This window comes from Pseudomonas sp. GV085 (genome assembly GCF_003050925.1).
Lineage (GTDB): Bacteria > Pseudomonadota > Gammaproteobacteria > Pseudomonadales > Pseudomonadaceae > Aquipseudomonas.
Genome location: NZ_QAOV01000007.1, coordinates 220,025 through 238,167 on the forward strand (window position 1 = coordinate 220,025; position 18,143 = coordinate 238,167).

18 protein-coding genes and 4 tRNA genes are annotated in these 18,143 nt (G+C 57.9%); 8 read left to right on the top strand and 14 right to left on the bottom strand.

Going from position 1 to position 18,143, the window contains the following annotated elements; genetic code table 11:
• Positions 1–25: 25 nt before the first annotated feature.
• Together C8K63_RS16915 and C8K63_RS16920 are read right to left on the bottom strand one after the other, a co-directional pair.
• Positions 26–982, bottom strand: coding sequence for a sugar ABC transporter substrate-binding protein (locus tag C8K63_RS16915; RefSeq protein WP_108217761.1), 957 nt, complete (start codon positions 980–982; stop codon positions 26–28).
• Positions 983–1,174: 192 nt separating this feature from the next.
• Positions 1,175–1,642: a hypothetical protein gene (locus C8K63_RS16920; RefSeq protein WP_108217762.1), complete on the bottom strand. Its 468-nt coding sequence runs from the start codon at positions 1,640–1,642 to the stop codon at positions 1,175–1,177.
• A gap of 347 nt (positions 1,643–1,989) precedes the next feature.
• Here C8K63_RS16920 and C8K63_RS16925 point away from each other — a divergent pair, with 347 nt between their 5' ends.
• From C8K63_RS16925 to C8K63_RS16935, 3 genes are all read left to right on the top strand, one after another.
• Entirely contained in the window at positions 1,990–3,078 is a 1,089-nt protein-coding gene (locus C8K63_RS16925) for an asparaginase (protein ID WP_108217763.1), read from the top strand.
• A gap of 211 nt (positions 3,079–3,289) precedes the next feature.
• Positions 3,290–3,529 (top strand): DUF1654 domain-containing protein, encoded by a 240-nt coding sequence (locus C8K63_RS16930; protein WP_007975694.1) that lies wholly within the window; start codon positions 3,290–3,292, stop codon positions 3,527–3,529.
• A gap of 4 nt (positions 3,530–3,533) precedes the next feature.
• Positions 3,534–4,223, top strand: a complete 690-nt coding sequence (locus C8K63_RS16935; RefSeq protein ID WP_108217764.1) for an endonuclease — start codon at positions 3,534–3,536, stop codon at positions 4,221–4,223.
• A gap of 86 nt (positions 4,224–4,309) precedes the next feature.
• Here the strand turns inward: C8K63_RS16935 and C8K63_RS16940 are convergent, their stop codons facing one another.
• A complete protein-coding gene (locus C8K63_RS16940) occupies positions 4,310–4,675 on the bottom strand; it encodes a penicillin-binding protein activator LpoB (protein WP_108217765.1) in 366 nt (121 codons plus the stop codon).
• A gap of 250 nt (positions 4,676–4,925) precedes the next feature.
• Between C8K63_RS16940 and csrA the strand changes: the two genes are divergently transcribed.
• On the top strand, positions 4,926–5,117 hold the full coding sequence (gene csrA, locus C8K63_RS16945) for a carbon storage regulator CsrA (RefSeq protein ID WP_053161267.1): 192 nt from the start codon (positions 4,926–4,928) through the stop codon (positions 5,115–5,117).
• 184 nt (positions 5,118–5,301) lie between these two features.
• Here csrA and C8K63_RS16950 read toward each other — a convergent pair whose 3' ends face one another.
• Positions 5,302–5,757, bottom strand: a complete 456-nt coding sequence (locus tag C8K63_RS16950) for a DUF2214 family protein (protein ID WP_108217766.1) — start codon at positions 5,755–5,757, stop codon at positions 5,302–5,304.
• Between the two features lie 203 nt (positions 5,758–5,960).
• Here C8K63_RS16950 and C8K63_RS16955 point away from each other — a divergent pair, with 203 nt between their 5' ends.
• On the top strand, positions 5,961–6,713 hold the full coding sequence (locus C8K63_RS16955) for a carbonic anhydrase (protein ID WP_108217767.1): 753 nt from the start codon (positions 5,961–5,963) through the stop codon (positions 6,711–6,713).
• A gap of 75 nt (positions 6,714–6,788) precedes the next feature.
• On the opposite strand, the gene C8K63_RS16960 is transcribed toward C8K63_RS16955, so the two are convergent.
• Complete coding sequence (locus tag C8K63_RS16960) at positions 6,789–6,983, bottom strand: hypothetical protein (RefSeq protein ID WP_108217768.1); 195 nt, start codon at positions 6,981–6,983, stop codon at positions 6,789–6,791.
• Positions 6,984–7,235: 252 nt separating this feature from the next.
• Here C8K63_RS16960 and C8K63_RS16965 point away from each other — a divergent pair, with 252 nt between their 5' ends.
• A complete protein-coding gene (locus C8K63_RS16965; RefSeq protein ID WP_108217769.1) occupies positions 7,236–7,442 on the top strand; it encodes a hypothetical protein in 207 nt (68 codons plus the stop codon).
• A 223-nt stretch (positions 7,443–7,665) separates the two neighbouring features.
• On the opposite strand, the gene C8K63_RS16970 is transcribed toward C8K63_RS16965, so the two are convergent.
• Complete coding sequence (locus C8K63_RS16970; protein WP_108217770.1) at positions 7,666–8,322, bottom strand: trypsin-like peptidase domain-containing protein; 657 nt, start codon at positions 8,320–8,322, stop codon at positions 7,666–7,668.
• Between the two features lie 751 nt (positions 8,323–9,073).
• Between C8K63_RS16970 and C8K63_RS30900 the strand changes: the two genes are divergently transcribed.
• Complete coding sequence (locus tag C8K63_RS30900) at positions 9,074–9,202, top strand: hypothetical protein (protein WP_256594965.1); 129 nt, start codon at positions 9,074–9,076, stop codon at positions 9,200–9,202.
• 431 nt (positions 9,203–9,633) lie between these two features.
• Here the strand turns inward: C8K63_RS30900 and C8K63_RS16975 are convergent.
• A tRNA-Val gene (locus tag C8K63_RS16975) sits at positions 9,634–9,710 on the bottom strand.
• Between the two features lie 184 nt (positions 9,711–9,894).
• Between C8K63_RS16975 and C8K63_RS16980 the strand changes: the two genes are divergently transcribed.
• On the top strand, positions 9,895–11,178 hold the full coding sequence (locus C8K63_RS16980; RefSeq protein ID WP_108217771.1) for an FAD-binding oxidoreductase: 1,284 nt from the start codon (positions 9,895–9,897) through the stop codon (positions 11,176–11,178).
• 331 nt (positions 11,179–11,509) lie between these two features.
• Here the strand turns inward: C8K63_RS16980 and C8K63_RS16990 are convergent, their stop codons facing one another.
• From C8K63_RS16990 to C8K63_RS17020, 7 genes are all read right to left on the bottom strand, one after another.
• The gene (locus tag C8K63_RS16990) at positions 11,510–12,481 is read right to left on the bottom strand and encodes an XdhC family protein (RefSeq protein WP_108217773.1); all 972 of its coding nucleotides are present in this window, start codon (positions 12,479–12,481) and stop codon (positions 11,510–11,512) included.
• 1 nt (position 12,482) lies between these two features.
• Entirely contained in the window at positions 12,483–13,718 is a 1,236-nt protein-coding gene (locus tag C8K63_RS16995) for a cytochrome c (protein WP_108217774.1), read from the bottom strand.
• Positions 13,719–13,720: 2 nt separating this feature from the next.
• Positions 13,721–14,260, bottom strand: a complete 540-nt coding sequence (locus C8K63_RS17000; protein WP_007982256.1) for a (2Fe-2S)-binding protein — start codon at positions 14,258–14,260, stop codon at positions 13,721–13,723.
• On the bottom strand, positions 14,253–17,084 hold the full coding sequence (locus C8K63_RS17005; RefSeq protein ID WP_108217775.1) for a xanthine dehydrogenase family protein molybdopterin-binding subunit: 2,832 nt from the start codon (positions 17,082–17,084) through the stop codon (positions 14,253–14,255). The genes C8K63_RS17000 and C8K63_RS17005 overlap by 8 nt, the downstream gene beginning before the upstream one ends.
• A 459-nt stretch (positions 17,085–17,543) precedes the next feature.
• Positions 17,544–17,620 (bottom strand) — tRNA-Asp (locus C8K63_RS17010).
• A gap of 92 nt (positions 17,621–17,712) precedes the next feature.
• A tRNA-Asp gene (locus C8K63_RS17015) sits at positions 17,713–17,789 on the bottom strand.
• A gap of 54 nt (positions 17,790–17,843) precedes the next feature.
• A tRNA-Val gene (locus tag C8K63_RS17020) sits at positions 17,844–17,919 on the bottom strand.
• Positions 17,920–18,143: the final 224 nt, after the last annotated feature.

Consider the following 18,143-nt stretch of genomic DNA (forward strand, 5'->3'; position numbering starts at 1 on the left):
CGAGCGCCGCTGCGTCGCCAGAAGGCTATTTGGTGACCAGTTCTACCGGCGTTTCGATCACGCCATTGGCACCGTCGTCGACCTTCTCGCCCTTGAGAATCTTCAATGCAGTCTCGATGCCGAACACCGCCTGTTTAGCCGCAAACTGGTCCGCCGTGGCCAGCACGCGACCATCCTTGAGCATTGGCTGGATGGCATTGATGTTGTCGTAGCCGACCACTTGCACCTTGCCGGCCTTGCCCGCGGCGCGCACAGCAGACACCGCACCGACCGCCATGCTGTCGTTGCCGGCCAACAGGGCCTTGGTTTGCGGGTATTCGCTGAGAATCGACGCGGCGACCTTGTTGCCCTTGTCGATCTCCCAGTCACCGGATTGCACGGACACGACCTTGATTTGCGCCGCCTCCATCGCATCCTTGAAACCTGCGGTCCGCTGCTGGGCATTGGTGGTGGTGGACACACCTTCGATGATGCCGACTTCGTCACCGGCCTTCAGCTGTTTGGCCAGGTAATCGCCCACCAGCCGTGCGCCCTTGCGGTTGTCCGGGCCTACGAACGGAACATTGATGTTTTTGCTTTTGACGACGGCGGGGTCCAGCTGGTTGTCGATGTTGATCACGGTGATACCGGCATCGATGGCTTTCTTGATCACCGGGACCATGGCTTTGGAGTCTGCCGGTGCAATCACCAGTGCATTGACCTTGGCCAGGATCATCTGCTCGACGATGCGCGTCTGGCCAGCGGTGTCGGTTTCATCCTTGATGCCGTTGGAGATGAGCTCGAATTCGCCGGAGTGATCTTTCTGGTAAGCCTTGGCGCCGTCTTCCATTGTCAGGAAGAACTCATTGGCCAGGGATTTCATGACCAGTGCGACTTTCGGTTTTTCAGCGGCTTCAGCAAAAGCCGAGGAGACAGGCAATGCTGCGGATGCGGCGGCCAGCATAGCGACAGCGAGAAGACGTCCAGCGAATGGCAGCTTCATGGGTTCACTCCGATCTTATGATTATTGTGAGCAACGCTTGCGCCGACGTAAGCTTCACGACCCACCTCGATGGAAAGCCATCACTGGAGTCGCGCAAACGTTTGCGTGAAGCAAACTATGCGAACCCTGCCGGTATTTGTCAACGACCCGAAAAGTGCTTTCAGAGATGTTCAGCGAAAAACGGCATCCAGTTCACGCCGTGGTGTTGACTAGCGATCCCGTGCCAGAACCCTTGGCCAGCTCTTTGATCAGACTCGCACTCACTTGCAGGATGGCGCCGTTGGTGTCGGCAACCTGCCCCTGAATGGCCGCTACTGCCGTGGTCTTGGCTTGCGGAGTCGGATAGGACGCCGCCTGGGCCTGCGCCAGTTGCTGCTGTTGCTCGCGCAATTGCTGCTGAAGCTCCTGCAAACGCTTGAGCAGGATCTTCACCGCAACGCTGGTGTTATCGCTATCGCTGGTTTGCGACTCGGCCTGTGTGCCGGCACTCTCCCCCAGACCTACCGGACCGGTTTTAACCTGGGTGCCGTCGCCGTCCTTTACACCCAGCGCTTTGGCAGCCGCATCCTCAGTCGCATCGCCCAAAGCGCGAATGGTCGCAGCAGACTTCCCCCCGATGGTGATGCCCGCGGCATTCGGGAAGCCAATAGATAACGACATGTGAACTCCTGAAGAAAAAGATCCCTTGAAGGAGCATCGACCGACACGGGCGTTTCTTTAGTCGTGACGGATGATTTGACCCGTTGAAATCTTAAACAAGACCGCGATCCGTTTCGGAGAGCCGAACGCGAAAGTTAAACATGTTCGGCATTCCGGACGCCCCGCCCCCGAAACCGGTCCGAACACAAACAACAATATCGTTACAAATCATTAACTTAAGCTGTTTTTTCGATTCCGGGTATTACTGGTACAGATCCTGCTCTTCCCCTCGCACCCCCAGCGTTCAGATTCGCCTGGGGCTAGATGAACTTGCATCTGCACCGCCTCACAACCAGAAGAGAAAAATAATGACATCTGCACTCAAGAACTTTGTTCCGGGCGCCTTGGCCCTCCTGCTGCTTCTGCCCACCGCCCTTCAGGCCAAAGAAGCCGAAACCCAACAGAAACTGGCCAACGTGGTGATCCTGGCCACCGGCGGCACCATTGCCGGCGCAGGGGCCAGCTCCGCCAACAGCGCAACCTATCAAGCGGCGAAAGTCGGCATTGAACAGTTGATCGCTGGCGTTCCCGAGCTGAGCCAACTGGCTAACGTTCGCGGCGAACAGGTCATGCAGATCGCCTCTGAAAGCATTACCAACGAAAACCTGCTGCAGCTGGGTCGCCGTGTGGCTGAACTGGCCGACAGCAAAGACGTCGATGGCATCGTGATCACTCACGGCACCGACACCCTGGAAGAAACCGCGTACTTCCTGAACCTGGTGGAAAAAACCGAGAAGCCAATCATTGTCGTGGGCTCGATGCGCCCGGGCACCGCGATGTCCGCCGATGGCATGCTGAACCTGTACAACGCGGTGGCCGTGGCCAGCAGCAAAGACGCGCGGGGCAAAGGCGTGCTGGTGACCATGAACGATGAAATCCAGTCGGGTCGCGACGTCAGCAAGATGATCAACATCAAGACCGAAGCGTTTAAAAGCCCCTGGGGTCCGCTGGGCATGGTGGTAGAGGGCAAATCCTACTGGTTCCGCCTGCCGGCCAAGCGCCACACCATGGATTCCGAATTCGACATCAAGACCATCAAGAGCCTGCCTGACGTCGAGATCGCCTATTCCTACGGCAACGTCAGCGACACTGCTTACAAGGCCCTGGCTCAATCCGGCGCCAAAGCCATCATCCACGCTGGCACCGGCAACGGCTCGGTATCGTCGCGGGTAGTTCCATCCCTGCAAGCCTTGCGCAAGGATGGCGTGCAGATCATTCGTTCCTCCCACGTCAACGCCGGCGGCTTCGTATTGCGCAACGCCGAACAGCCTGACGATAAATACGACTGGGTCGTGGCTCACGATCTGAACCCGCAAAAGGCCCGGATCCTGGCAATGGTCGCGCTGACCAAAACCAATGACAGCAAAGAGCTGCAACGGATGTTCTGGGAATACTGATTCGCCCTCGCCCGACCGATCCGGTCGGGCACCCCGTGCGCCATTCGCCAGCCTTGGCGAGTGGCTGCCGCTGGATCTGACAAAAAAACTCCCTTCGTCTTACGCCAAACGGAACAAACCGCTGTCAGAGGATTTTCTTGAATTTTAAGCAGTTGCGAAATGGCCTACAGTTAAATACTGTATGCACGTACAGCTTAATAAGGATAATTCCATGGACACCACCTCTGCCTCTCCTGACACCTATGTACGCATGGGCCTGCGCGTTCAGAAAATCATCAACTCTCCCACCGCACAAAAGGCCAGGGCAGCACTGATCTTCCGCCTTCCTGACGAGCCGGTGGATGAGTGGGAACGCTTGCTGGAAGAAATCGACGAGAACGACAACGTCACCCTCGCCTACCGCGACGATGGCGGCGTGCAGATTTTCTGGGTTGTGCCGAAGGAAGATTGAGTCGATGAGTGTCCGCTGGCTTGCTTTGCTGTTCCTGTTTTTTGTCGTGGGTGCGCAAGCCGACGCACCGCGCACCTTCACCGAAGCGAAAAAGGTGGCGTGGAAGCTCTACGCGCCCCAATCCACCGAGTTTTACTGTGGTTGCAAGTACACCGGCAACCGGGTGAACCTTGCCGCTTGCGGTTACGTGCCACGTAAAAATGCCAAACGCGCATCCCGCATCGAATGGGAGCATATCGTTCCGGCCTGGCAGATCGGCCATCAACGCCAGTGCTGGCAAGAAGGCGGCCGCAAGAACTGCACCCGCTACGATCCGGTTTACCAAAAGGCCGAGTCCGATCTGCACAACCTGGTGCCCAGCATTGGCGAGGTCAACGGCGATCGCAGCAACTTCAGTTTTGGCTGGCTGCCCGTGCAGTCGGGGCAATATGGTTCGTGCCTGACCCAAGTCGACTTCAAGGCCAAGAAAGTCATGCCCCGCCCTTCCATCCGCGGCATGATCGCCCGAACGTACTTCTACATGAGCAAGCAGTATGGTTTACGTCTGTCGAAACGGGATCGGCAACTGTACGAAGCGTGGGACAAAACCTATCCGGTTCAGGCCTGGGAACGGCAACGCAACCAGAGCGTGGCGTGCGTCATGGGGCGCGGCAACGAGTTTGTCGGCCCGGTAGACATGAAAGCCTGCGGCTGAATCCAGGCAATACCCGAAAATGAAAAGGCCTCGGGGCTGAGCACCCGAGACCTTTTTTATTTCTTGAGCATCCGCAATACAGAACGTTACAGAGCGGCCGGACGCTCAAGCACCAGCAATTCGATGTTCTGTTTCTTCGCGCGAGTGAGCGCGGCACGGACTTCATCCTGTTTGGCTTCGGCCTCGGCTTTCGAATTGAACGGCCCCATCAGGATTCGCGTATTGCCATTTTCCTTGACGACGCTGGACATGAAGCTGTGCTCGATCAGCCAGCCACTCAAATCGCTGACTGCCTGAGGGGTTTCACCTCGCACTTCAAGATCCCATTGCGGACCGGACACCGCCGCGGGTACGGCAGCCATGGCCGGTTCAGGCTTCGGCGCATCCACACTACTGCCCTCGCCACATCCCGCCAGCGCCAATATCGCGATTACCAAAACCATTTTGCGCACGGCGTTTCCCTCTAAATCCATAAAGCAGGGATTTTAACATCCATGAATACTTCACGAGTGCCGTAAAATGGGCTCAAAACAACGAGAATGATGGTTGCGGCCTCTGTATAGTTACGCCTTGGGAATTAATGCCACATCTGCACGTCAGAAAGAGGCACCCAAACCACGAGACTTCGCACTAATCTATACATACCACCGACCTCTGCACTGTCCGAATCAGGTGCCCCACAAAGCAATCAAGGAGAAGACCATGCTGATACTCACCCGCAAAGTCGGTGAAAGCATAAACATTGGTGATGACATTACGATCACCATCCTGGGCGTAAGCGGCCAGCAAGTCAGGATCGGCATCAACGCCCCGAAGGACGTTGCAGTGCATCGAGAAGAAATTTATCAGCGCATTCAGGCAGGCCTGACCGCCCCGGAAAAGCCACAACCCTGAATCCTGTTGCAGTCAGTAGCCAGCCCGTTCAGTCCGGAATCACGGCTGGCTAAAGATTCGGCATTGCATCGCTTCCGCCTGCGTTCCACACAAGCCTCCAAGGTCCGATACTAGCGACAAGCTCAACGCTCTGGCTGTCAGACATTTCCGGTTCGCCCTACGGAAGTACGCGTTAGCTGCGTGATCAACCAAACATCACGCCACGCGCCATACCCGTCGCCGCCACCACCATCAGCAGCACCAGCAGCGCCTCGACATGACTGATCCGCGCAAATAGCTTCGCACGGCCTGTATCGATCGCCACTTTACGGGCAAGCGCTATCCGCCATTTGATCAGCGTCACCATTGGCGCAATCTCCAGCAGCAAGATCAGGATGAACAGCGTCATCTTCAGATGAAACAGCGGCTGGTGCAGGTAATAGTCCGTGCCTTTCTCGTACCCGCCAAAGGCTCGCACCCCCCCGCTGATCAGTAAAACGACAGCTGAAATACCCCAGATATTGTCCGCCATCAGAACACTGCGCACTTGCGCGGCCCCATCGGCCAAACGCCGAAAAGCGGTACCTCGAACCAACACCGCCCAAAATCCCAAGGCAAATGCCAAAAGATGAACCGCCGCTAGAAACCAGTGAGTCAGCATCGAGAAACTCCTGCCAGGTCGAAGTTGTATGAGCCTGTCAGTAGTAGCCCATGAAATGGCTGCTTGCACGGCATCTGCGGACAATGCCCGGAACACAATATGACAGACCAACTAGACTCCACTGCGCTGGCATTGAGTGTCCGTGACAGTACCAGCCCCAACGACAACTCACTCTCACCGCATTGAACTGAGTAAACAAAATCATGTGTGAATCATGTGATTCAAGCTCTGCTTCAAACTCAACAGGCCGTCGTCGATTTCTTCAATTTGCCGGGTTGAGCGCAGGCGCCCTGCTGCTGACCGGCACACTGCCCGGCAAGCTCATCCAGGCAGCCGAAAAAGCGTCAGCCCCACCAAAACCTCAAAACGTAATCAGTCCCGATATGGCGTTGAAAAGACTGATGGAGGGCAATGAACGATATGTAAGCGGTACATCCACGACACACGATTTCAAGGCTGAGCGAGAGGCCCTGGTGTCCGGTCAAAATCCGTTCGTGGCAGTACTGAGCTGCTCTGACTCGCGGATCGCTCCGGAATACGCGTTTGATACCGCGCGAGGCGATCTTTTCTCCATCCGTGTCGCGGGCAACTTCGTGACCCCGGAAGGCCTGGGCAGTCTTGAATATGGGGTTGCCGTACTGGGCGCACCGCTGATTCTCGTACTCGGTCATGAGAGCTGTGGCGCCATCGAGGCAGGCATCAAGGCCGTCAAGGATCGGACGATTTTCCCGGGCCATATCCCGAAACTGACTGACGCACTCAAGTCGGCAATCGAGACAGTGCTGAAGCAACCCGGGAGCTTGATGGAAAACGCCACCGCGCAGAACGTCAAAAACTCTGTCAACAGCCTGAAACAGGCCTCGCCATTGCTGACAGATGCGCAGAGCAAGGGCAAGTTGAAGATAGTGGGAGGCATTTATCGCCTGGCAAGCGGCAAGGTAGAGTTGATCGTTTGAACCGCAACACGCACATCGCCCGCATCGGAACACAACCGCGCGTGCAAAGAGCCCAGCGCGATGGCTGGGCTCTGTTTATTTTCGATTTTCCATCATTTTGTCGGCGAGGGTTATAGCCCTCTCGATCAACAGGTTCTGCCTGTCTTCGTGCGTAGCACCGCCCACAACCGGGGCAGTCAAATTGCTTTCCGCAATTAATGCAGTGCAGAAATATTGATCCCAAACAGCCTTGTCCACAGATGCCTGCTTGCTGATTTGATCGACGTTCATAGGCGGCTCCTTTCGATGAGGCAGCCTTACTAGTTTACGCCTGAATGGCAAAGAATCCGGACTATCATCCACGGCGGCCCGCCATTCGTCGCCTACGAAAACACAACGAAGAATTCATTCATATCCGTGGCTTGAGGATTGCTAAGATCGCGCATAGCAGCGGCCGGAACGACATGATTCTGACGCAGTAGCCATTCAACCAATGCTTAAGGACTCCAGCGATACGCTTGGCCAGTCACCAGGAGATGTAACGTGTCAACGCTCAACGAAATCGCAATGAACCACGCAAGAATGGCCAGGGAAAAGGCAGCAGAATCGACCGAACCGAGCGAGCGGCAGCTCCAGATCGTAGGAAGCATCGAGGTACCGTCCATTGAAGTACAGCAAAACATCCCACTGCACCTGATCGCGGGAGTGCAGGAGGGACATCTTGCCCATGCGACGGGTTTCGCGCTCTGACCTTTTTTGAGGTTCTTCACGCAATCCCGGGAAACTGTAGGAGCCAGCTTGCTGGCGATGGACTCAAGTACGCCGCGTTTATCCGGTTCACACGCGTCTCGGAGCCACACGGGACTCACTCACCAACAAAAAAAGGCCCAACTTTCGGTGAGCCCTTCCAGACCGCCCGGTAGAGCGGATTTTGCTCGTTAGGCTCAATGACCAATTGATCGGTAGCCAAAAGCTACTTCGCGACATACCTCGCGCCGTGTGGATCGTTGAGTTTTGCCTGCAATATCCCCCACTCGCGCTGAATGATCGAATAAGGAATAAAAATGCTGATCCTCTCAGCCCCCTTTACGCCTGAGTTATTGCTCACATCGTTCAGAGTGGTTGAGTAGAAACCGATATTGATGCCGACAATACAGCCGTCACTGGTGAGGACCGGCCCACCCGACATGCCCTTGACCAGCGGGGCATCATGGATGGCATAGAGATCACCGCTGTGTTCGTCGGCATTGACGAAAGGCGTTTGATACACCTTGCCTTTCCCGGTAGTGGTCATGAGGTAAGGACTCGTCCCAACGGCAGTGATGCTCTCGCCCACTCGCGGTGCGCGCCATGGTGGGTAGCGGCCGCTGGCCTTGTGCTGGATGAAGACGAGATCGCAGCCTGTGCTGCAGCTGTACTTCACGTTGGGAATGAACGGAGTGTGGCGGGTGGTTACCGCATAGTCATCGTTCCATTGCACGGCCGAGGCCATGTATAGATACGGTGCGGGAAACCCCGAGTGGACTAAAAAGTATGAATCATTGGCAGGACCCGAAAAGTCAGGCTTTACGATGCCGTTGCATCCTGCAGTTACAGCTCCAATTAAAAAGTAGGCCATGATCTTGATCATGATATATCACCGACTTAATTGGGAGAATGTGACTGTTTTTTGTTGTCATTATTTTGGCTTTTGTCAGATTGCAGTACTCCTCGCCACTTGCTCTAGTTGGACGTTTTCTTACTTATGGCTGAGTTTGCAATGACGCGTATGAATAAATCGTGCTAATGCCAATTGCTTTTCGATCAACTTCAAAAGTTCAAATATTTGGCGCCTGAAAATTGTTAAAGACGAGAAAAAAAACCAGGCGTTGCTATCGACGCTTTCGTTAATGGCACCAACGATCATGGAAAGTGGCGCCTGCCTGAATCAATCGCCATGCCCGTCACCCACAAGAGCGACAAGTGCAAGCAGTCGCAAACGCAAGCGCAAGCGCAAGCGCAAGAACATTTATATCGAGTGCCTATACAACAGGTAACTCACCAATAGCAAACCCGGACCGTTTCAATATCGACGGAACGGGTTTTAGCGGTAGTACCAAGTCAACCAACCATTCTAAAGAGCAGTCACCCATAGAAACTCTGCCGGAGTTAAAGGCATGGTTATTTCTCACTGTTTTATTTATACGTCCAGGCACCAGAATATTAAGCCGTCACTGACAGGGTTAACGGTAAAACATTGGAGCCTGGCTTCATGCGCCGTTATGTAGTGGACACTACGAATATCACGATTGAATATCGGGTGATAACACCGGCTATAGGGGGGGGATCATGAGTATCGCCGCACAAGCGACGGCACAGTAACGGAGGCCGCCACCCCGGAAATGTCGAACTGGATCGAGCGGCGCGGATCGGCCGATGTCGCCGACAATGCGCGCAGTGCCCTGGAAGTGATCGACAGGAATGAAGAATTCATCAAGATGACGCTCGCGCTGATGATAGCGCCGGAGTGAAACACCTTTTACGGTCAGCGTCAGTGTGAGGCCCTCGTCTCATCTAAGGGAAAAAGCAGCCCACTAAGGTATTGCCCTAAAGACAGCTGTTTTCCAGGGGCTTACATTCGCTCACCGGCAAGGACGCATTTCAAACAAACACTCACGCCCAAGGCACCGAGTAAAATGCGTAGTTCAGCCTTCACCCTCGCAGCCATCATCTTCGCCACCCTTGCTATAGCGTTTTATGGTTGGTATCGCCACCTGCGAGATGATGAAGATGACCTCGTTTAGCCTGCGTTCCTCTCCCCACCCGGAAAACTATCTATCAAGCTCCCGCACATTGGTCGCAGCGACGGGAAGATACCGTGATGCGCCCAAACCCAAAACAACAAAAAAGGGCCCACCTTTCGGTGAGCCCTTCCAGACCGCCCAGCAGAGCGGATTTTGTTTGGTAGGCGCGATTGGACTCGAACCAACGACCCCCACCATGTCAAGGTGGTGCTCTAACCAACTGAGCTACGTGCCTGCTGTGAGGCGGCATTCTACGGAATTCCGGAAGGGTGTCAACACCTTTTTTCGAGCTAACCCTATGAATATGCAAAATATTTAATTTTGCCGGTCCAAAGAAGATTTTCCGGGTGGCTGGCGGGCGATTTTCAACTCGGGTACGATCGGCGCACTCGTAAAATATATTAAACAGAGGCTGCAGGATGGCTAACACCCCCTACCCAGAGTCCTACTACGCCGCATCGGCCAATGCGGTTCCGCCGCGCCCGGCATTGCAGGATGATGTCGAGACCGATGTCTGTGTGATTGGCGCCGGTTATACGGGGCTGTCCTCTGCCCTGTTTCTGCTGGAGAGCGGCTTCAAGGTCACGGTGCTCGAAGCCGCCAGGGTGGGTTTCGGGGCGTCCGGGCGTAATGGTGGGCAGATCGTTAACAGCTATAGCCGCGATATCGATGTCATCGAGCGCACGGTCGGTCCCAAGCAGGCCCAGTTGCTGGGGCAGATGGCATTCGAGGGTGGGCGAATCATTCGTGAGCGCGTCGCCAAATACAACATTCAGTGCGACTTGAAAGACGGTGGCGTGTTCGCCGCGATGACCGCCAGGCAGATGGGTCATCTCGAATCGCAGAAGCGCCTGTGGGAACGATTCGGCCATACCCAGCTCGAGCTGATGGATCAACGCCGCATCCGCGAAGTGGTCGCCTGCGATCAATACGTCGGCGGGATGCTCGACATGAGTGGCGGCCACATCCATCCGCTTAACCTGGCGCTGGGTGAAGCGGCAGCCGTCGAGTCCCTGGGCGGGACGATTTATGAGCAGTCGCCGGCGGTACGCATTGTGCGCGGCGCCAACCCTGTTGTGCACACGCCGCAGGGCAAGGTCCGGGCTAAATTCATCATCGTCGCCGGCAACGCTTATCTGGGCAATCTGGTGCCGGAACTGGCTGCCAAATCGATGCCTTGCGGCACTCAAGTGATTACCACCGAGCCACTGGGCGAAGAACTGGCGAAGACCCTGCTGCCTCAGGATTACTGCGTCGAAGACTGCAACTACTTGCTCGACTACTACCGCCTCAGCGGCGACAAGCGTCTGATCTTCGGTGGCGGCGTGGTGTACGGCGCGCGGGATCCGGCGAACATCGAAGCGATCATTCGACCGAAGATGCTCAAGGCGTTCCCGCAACTCAAGGACGTGAAAATCGATTACGCGTGGACTGGCAACTTCCTGCTGACCCTGTCGCGCCTGCCCCAGGTCGGACGCCTGGGCGACAACATCTACTACTCCCAGGGCTGTAGCGGCCATGGCGTGACTTACACGCATTTGGCGGGCAAGGTACTGGCCGAAGCTTTACGCGGCCAGGCAGAACGTTTTGACGCCTTTGCCGACCTGCCCCACTACCCGTTCCCCGGCGGACAAATGCTGCGTACCCCGTTTGCGGCATTGGGCGCGTGGTATTACGGATTGCGGGACAGGTTCGGGTACTGACTGCTAAATCAAAAGGCCCGCTGCGATGCGTAATGCTGTTCAGTTAAGCGAATGCGGTCTCTGTAGGAGCGAGCTTGCTCGCGATGGTCGTTAACGATAACGCGTATTTACTGGCTAAACGCGGCGCTCTCGAGTCCATCGCGAGCAAGCTCGCTCCTACATGGGAATGCGTTCGGCGTAAGAGCTGCCGCAGGTCGTTAACGATAACGCGTATTTACTGGCTAAACGCGGCGCTCTTGAGTCCATCGTCGGAACGCCGCCCGGAGCAAGCTCGCTCCTACATGGGAATGCGTTCGGCGTAGGAGCTGCCGCAGGCTGCGTTCTTTTGATCTTAAAGACGATTCCGTGGGATACCGCTGCGAATCCGCAAAATGTCCGCCAGCACCGCCAAGGCAATCTCCGCCGGCGTCTTGCTGCCCAGGTTCAAGCCGATCGGCGCATGAATCCGCGCCAACTCGATATCCCCCAGCCCACCAATACGCCGCAACCGCTCGAAGCGCTTTTGCGAGGTCTGCAGGGAGCCCATCACACCGATGTAAAACGCCTCGGTGCGAACAGCCTCCATCATCGCCAGGTCATCGATACGTGGATCGTGGGTCAATGCCACCACCGCAGTGTCGCTGTGACAGCCGCCGCTGGCGATGAACAGCGATGGCAGTTGGCGACGAATCTCCACGTTTTCCAGCACGACGCCTTCCAGCACTTCGTCTCGCGGATCACACAGAATCACCTCGAACCCCAGACCCACGGCAAACTCTGCACAGGCCTGGGCCACACTGGAATACCCGGCCAGCAGCAAACGCTGAGCCGCGCCGACGCGCACGCGCACCCGGTCGATTTCTCGCTCGATACGTACACCCTGCTCACGATCATCGAACAGACTGCGCGCACCGCTCTGCAAATCAACTTCACGGATCAACCGACGCCGGCCCGACAGCGCCGACTCCAGCTCGCGCAAATGCGCTTGCACCTCGCAATCGGCATCCAGCTTCTCGACCAGCACATCGAGCACCCCGCCACACGGCAGGCTGACGCGCGAGCGTGGGTCATCGCCTTCGCCGTAACGAACAACGCTGACCGGCTGCACAAACGCGCCCTCGGCGACTCGTTCGAGAAAGTCTTCCTCGACACAGCCACCGGACAGCGAGCCAATCCAGTGCCCATCAGTGTTCACCGCCAGCAGCGAACCCGGTGCACGCGGTGCCGAGCCGTAAGTGGCCAGCACCGTACACAACCAGATGCGCTGACCGGCCGCCGACCACTCCAGCGCCCGGCGCACCACTTGCAGATCGAGATGCTGCATATCAGTGGGCCTTGTGCTCGAGCGGCGCATCGGCCCGCAGCTTCTGCACGTCGTTCACCGCCAGATCATTCGGCTGACCGCCCCAACCCTGACGCAGGTAGTTCAGCAGATCCGTGAGTTGCTCGTCGCTCAACTTCCCGGCGAACCCTGGCATCGGTTGCATGCGTTCGAATCCGGAGAACTTCTGTTCACCGATACCGTCGTCGATCACCCGTACCAGGTTGCGCGGGTCTTCCAGACGCAACGTGGTGTTGCCGCGCATGGCCACGGCGATGTGCGGCTTGCCCTCACCGCCCGGCGCATGGCACCCGGCGCAGACATTCAAATATTCCTGACGGCCGCGCTGTGCACTTGGGCTCAGTTTGTCCAACGGCACTTCGGTGAGCACTTTCGCCGCAGGCGGCTGATCGCCGAGCAGGAAAGTCGCCATCGCCGCCAGATCCGGATCGCTGAGGCCCTGGGTGCTGTTGTGGAACACCGGGAACATCTCGTTGAACATCGTGCCCTGGGCGCTCATGCCGTGCTTGAGGAACGAGCTCAGGTCCTGATGATTCCAGCCACGGGCCGCCAGGTCATTAGCCAGCAGGCTTGGCGCCAGATAGCCATTGAGAATGCCTCCGGTCATGCGCTTGTCCTGCTGCATCGCACCGGGCAGGCCGCGCGGGGTGTGGCACTCGCCACAGTGCCCCAGCACGTCGACCATGTACTGGCCGCGCTTCCAGGCTTCGCTCTTGCCCTCGGCCGGCGCAAGCTTCACGTCCTTGCCGTACATCATGTTCCAGCCCATCAGGCCCAGGCGCACGTTGAACGGGAAGCTCAGGCTGGTGACCGGTGCGGCACGCTCGATCGGCTCGACGGTTTTCAGGTAGGCATGAATCGCGTCGGAATCTGCTCGCGGCATCAGGTGATACGAGGTGTAGGGCATCGCCGGATACAGGTTCGCCCCGTCGCGGCGCTTGCCTTCGGTCAACGCGGCGAAGAACTCGTCATCGCTGTACAAGCCGATGCCGTGCTCTTTGCTTGGGGTGATGTTGGTGCCGTAGATCGTACCGAACGGCGAAACGATCGGCAGGCCGCCCGCATAGGGCGCACCACCCGGTGCGGTGTGGCACGCCATGCAGTCGGCGGCGCGGGCGAGGTATTCGCCTTGCCTGACCTGCACATCATCGGCGTGAGCCGCCAGTACAGGCGCAGCCAGACCAACCGCCAACGCCAGGCGGCTAAGTAGAAGCTTCATGCTTAACCCTCCTTGACCAGGCCGAGATCGGTCAGCACGTTGCGGGTGGCGCTGTAGTAGCGCACATACCCGGTGCAACGGCAGATGTGATGACCGAGGCTGTCCTCGATGACTTTTTCCAGCTGGCTTTTGACGATGGGCTGACGCTGCAGCTTTTCCACCAGCACGGTCGCGGCATTGACGAAGCCCGGCGCGCAGTAGCTGCACTGGAAGGCGAACTCATCGACGAAGCGCTGCTGGATCGGGTTCAGCTCGGTGACCTTGCCCTGCTCGTCGCGGGTCGCATGGCCTTCGATGGTCCGTACCTTCTTGCCTTCGAAATAGTGCGCGCCGGTGATGCAGGTGCGTACTTCTTCGCTGGTGCCGTCCGGGTTGTCGACGATCACCACGCAGGCGTGGCAAATGCCCTGACCGCAGCCCAGGCGCGAACCGGTGAGGTTCTTGTATTCGTGCAGGTAGTCGATCATCGGCAGGTCATCAGGGATGTCCACCGGGCCGACGGATTGACCGTTGAGGGTCAGTTGAAGCGGACGGTTAGCCATTGAGGGCCTCCTTGATGCGTGCAGAAGTGATAGGCAGGTCGCGGACACGTTTACCGATGGCATGGGCCACGGCGTTGCCGATGGCACCGACTACCGGGATCATCACCACCTCGGCGATGCCCTTGGACGGGTCGCTCGGCGACAGTGGCGGCAGGATGTCCGCCGTCTGTTTCCACACCGCAACGTGACGCGCCATCGGCAGGCGGTAACGGTTGAAGTTCCAGTCACCCTCCCCGGGCCCGCCTTCGTACAACGGCATTTCTTCCATCAGCGCATGGCCGATGCCCATGGCGATCCCGCCTTCGAGCTGGCCCCTGACCAGTTCTTCCACCAGAACCCGACCGCACTCGACCCACGAGTGATGATTGAGCACCGACACTTCGTTCGAACCCTTGTTGACCTTCACTTCCACCAGCGTCGCCACCGGGCTGTAGTAAGTCACCGCCGCATTGTTCAGCTGGGTCGCCGGGTAGGCAATGCCCTGCCGATCCAGCAGATGGAAACCGGCGCTGTTCATCTGCGCCTTCTTCGCCTTCGGTGCGCCGTCGCCGTACTTCACGGCCAGGCCGTCGAGCGGCAAGCGCTCACGCACGCCGTCGATGCTGAACTCGGCCTCGGCCCAGCTCCAGCGGTTGAAACCGTGCACGGTGGCGCCGCTCACCAGGCCACGCTCGTGAACACGCTTGGCGAGCATGGCGAATGGCAGTGGCTCCATGCCGTTGGCCGTGAGCTTGCCATCGACCCAATGGGCGTCTTCGCGGCGCACCACGTAAGGGTTGGCCTGACCGCCGTAAGGGCCTTGGCGCCAGATCTCCAGCGCCGCCGGCCACAGGCCGTGGTTGAACAGCACGCGCGCCGCTTCACGGGTGGCGTGACTGAAGTAGTACGCCGAGTTGGTGGCCGACGAGGCCGAAGCGACCTTGCCGACCCAGCGTGGATTGCGCAGAAAATTGTCCTGCTCGGCCTGGCTCATGATGTACGGGTTGCCACCACTGATCAGCTGCAACTCTTTCCATTCGGTTTCGCCGGTCTTCACTTCGTGCGCCGGGAGACCAAGGAAGTCGGCCACGACCATGGCCTGCGAAGTGGACATGCCGGTGCCGATTTCGATACCGATGTGGCGCAGGCTGATGCGGCCTTCGGCAGTGAATTCAATGCTGGCCATTGGGGCTTCGGAACCGGTACCGAAGTCTTTCTGGCAAATGGCGAAACCGACGCCGTACCAGTTATCGGGGTCGGCGGCTTCGCGTTGTTTCTTGATCGCGTCGCGGTTTTTCCAGGTGTCGTGGACCGCCGCCTTGTCGAGAATCTCGTGCAGGCGCAAGGCACCGGCCGGAATCGCGCCCTGGGTGTTTTTCATGCCCGAGCGCAGTGCGTTCTTGCGGCGCAGTTCGATGGCATCGACACCGAGGCGGCCGGCGATTTCATCGACCATCATCTCGGTCGCCGCCATGCTCTGCAGGGTGCCGTAGCCACGCATCGACCCAGCCTCAACGGCGCGGGAGTGATAGGCCGTGACCTGCAGATCGTTCTGCGGCATGTAGTAGATCGACTGTGCGGCCGTGGCGCCCACCGCCGCCACGGACGGGCTGTAGTTGATTCGCCCGCCACCGTCGACGCTCATCTCGGAGCGGAAAATCTTGAAGCTGTAGTCGTTCTTGTCCACCGCCAATTGATAGCGAATGTCGAACGGGTGACGCTTGATGCCGCTCTGGAACTGCTCGTAGCGGTCGTTGGCCAGGCGTACCGGCACACCGGCGCCGTACAACGCGGCCAGCGCTGCGTAGTAGACGAAAATGTTGTGGTCTTTCGAGCCATAACCGACGGTGTAACCCGGGTGCATGTTCAGGTTGGCCAGGCCGAAACGCGACGGCGCGATCATCTTCGCGGTTTCGGTCGCTGTTTCCAGCGGGCACTGGGTGGCGACGACGAAATGCAGGGTCTTGGTGGCAGGGTCGTACCAGCCGTTGCCGTTGTCCGGCTCCAGGGCGGCCGGCTCGATCGACGGGGTCTTGTAGCGCTCGTCGAACACCAGCCAGTTGTCCGGCGGCGTGTCGATCTGTTGCTTCATGCGCTCGGCGTAGAACAACCCGCGCTCGGTCAGATTGCCGTGCAGGTTCGGCTGGGCATTCCACACCGGACGGCGATTGCGCAGCATCGGGAACAGGATCGAGTCCTTGAGGCTGGCGAACTCGTCTTCGTCCGCCGAGGTCGCGCCGCCAACGCGCACATAGCGGAAGCTGCCGTAAGGGTCGCCTTCGTAGAACGGCACCTGCGCACCGTAACGAATCGCCTTGTCATTGAATTTGAGTTGGTTCTTGGCCTGTCGGAAGCGCTCGAAGTCGTTCCAGATCAGGATCGCCACCGGGTGCCCGATGAACATCGGCACCTTGCCGGCCGGCAACAGCGGATCCGGGGCGTGCTCCTCAGGGAACACGATGCCGTCCTTGACCAGGTCTTCGGCGGTGACGATGCGGTCAGGCTGCAACCCGGTACCGAGCCATGAAAGGTCCAGACCCGCGTAGATGCGGTCCGCCTTGATGGTTTTGAGCAGCATGGCGTGACCCTGCTGCTGCGGCCAGCCCGGCATGTCCTTGGCGCGGATGTCGCGGGCAAAGACCTTGCTGCCGCAGACCTTGGACAAGGCATCGTTACGGGCGCGCGCCTTGCCGTTGTTGCCGAGCCACTGCTCGGACGGCACGGTCACGCTGTTTTCCATCAAGGCGGCCAGCGCCTGGCTGCTCAATGGCGTGAGCGTCACGCTCACACCCGCTACCAGCCCGCCCTGAAGGAACGAGCGCCGGGATATATCACGGTTGGACATGGATCATCCTCTGGGCGGTTATGGGGTCCGCCCTTCTGGTTATGTACTGGAAATCTCGAGTCTTGCAGAAGCCCTTTTCGACGATGCAAAGGGCTGTTGTTGACAGTGCAAAGCTGACCGAAAGGTTAAGTTTATAGGCTTATGACCTTACGGAAAACCGAAAACTGACCGACAAATCAAAAAAACGCGACTATTCGACGCAGCACGTTAACAGTAGCCGTGAATCTCGGTAGCGCGAGGCTGGAGGGGCGGCGCTGAACGACAGCGTCGCTAGCGCCCGATAGGCCATTCCGGCAAGGAGGCATGCAGGGAGGTCCGCCTGGAAAAAGGCGAGAGGAGAAAACCTGAATTTCAGACACAAAAAACCCCGGTCTTTCGACCAGGGTCTTTGCTATCGACTCGAAGTAACCAGTGGTTTCTTCGTAGCTCCAAGGCGTTCAGCGGGCCTCGGGGCAGATATGGCGCAGCGGACGGGACTCGAACCCGCGACCCCCGGCGTGACAGGCCGGTATTCTAACCGACTGAACTACCGCTGCGTATCGCTTTGGACTTGCGTCCAAGTAACTCGTCTGATTGAAAACTCAGTAGCTTTTCAATCTCGAGCCAGGCATGCCTGACTCGGAAAATATGGCGCAGCGGACGGGACTCGAACCCGCGACCCCCGGCGTGACAGGCCGGTATTCTAACCGACTGAACTACCGCTGCGCGTCGGTGGAGGCATTTCAGCCTACCTCTTGCTTTCGCAAGTATCTCGGGGAGTGGTGGGTGATGACGGGATCGAACCGCCGACATTCTGCTTGTAAGGCAGACGCTCTCCCAGCTGAGCTAATCACCCGTTTGCATCTCCGAGGCCGCGAAATTTACGCAGGTAGCGAACCTAAGTCAATAGCAGGATTGAAGTTTTTCTAAAAAAGACAAAATCATTTCATTCCGGCCAGTGTCGGCAACCATCAGTCCTCATCGCGAGCAGGCTCGCTCCCACAATAGAAAGCATGTTCTCTGAAGAAACGCGATCAACTGTGGGAGCGAGCCTGCTCGCGATGAGGACCTCACATACAA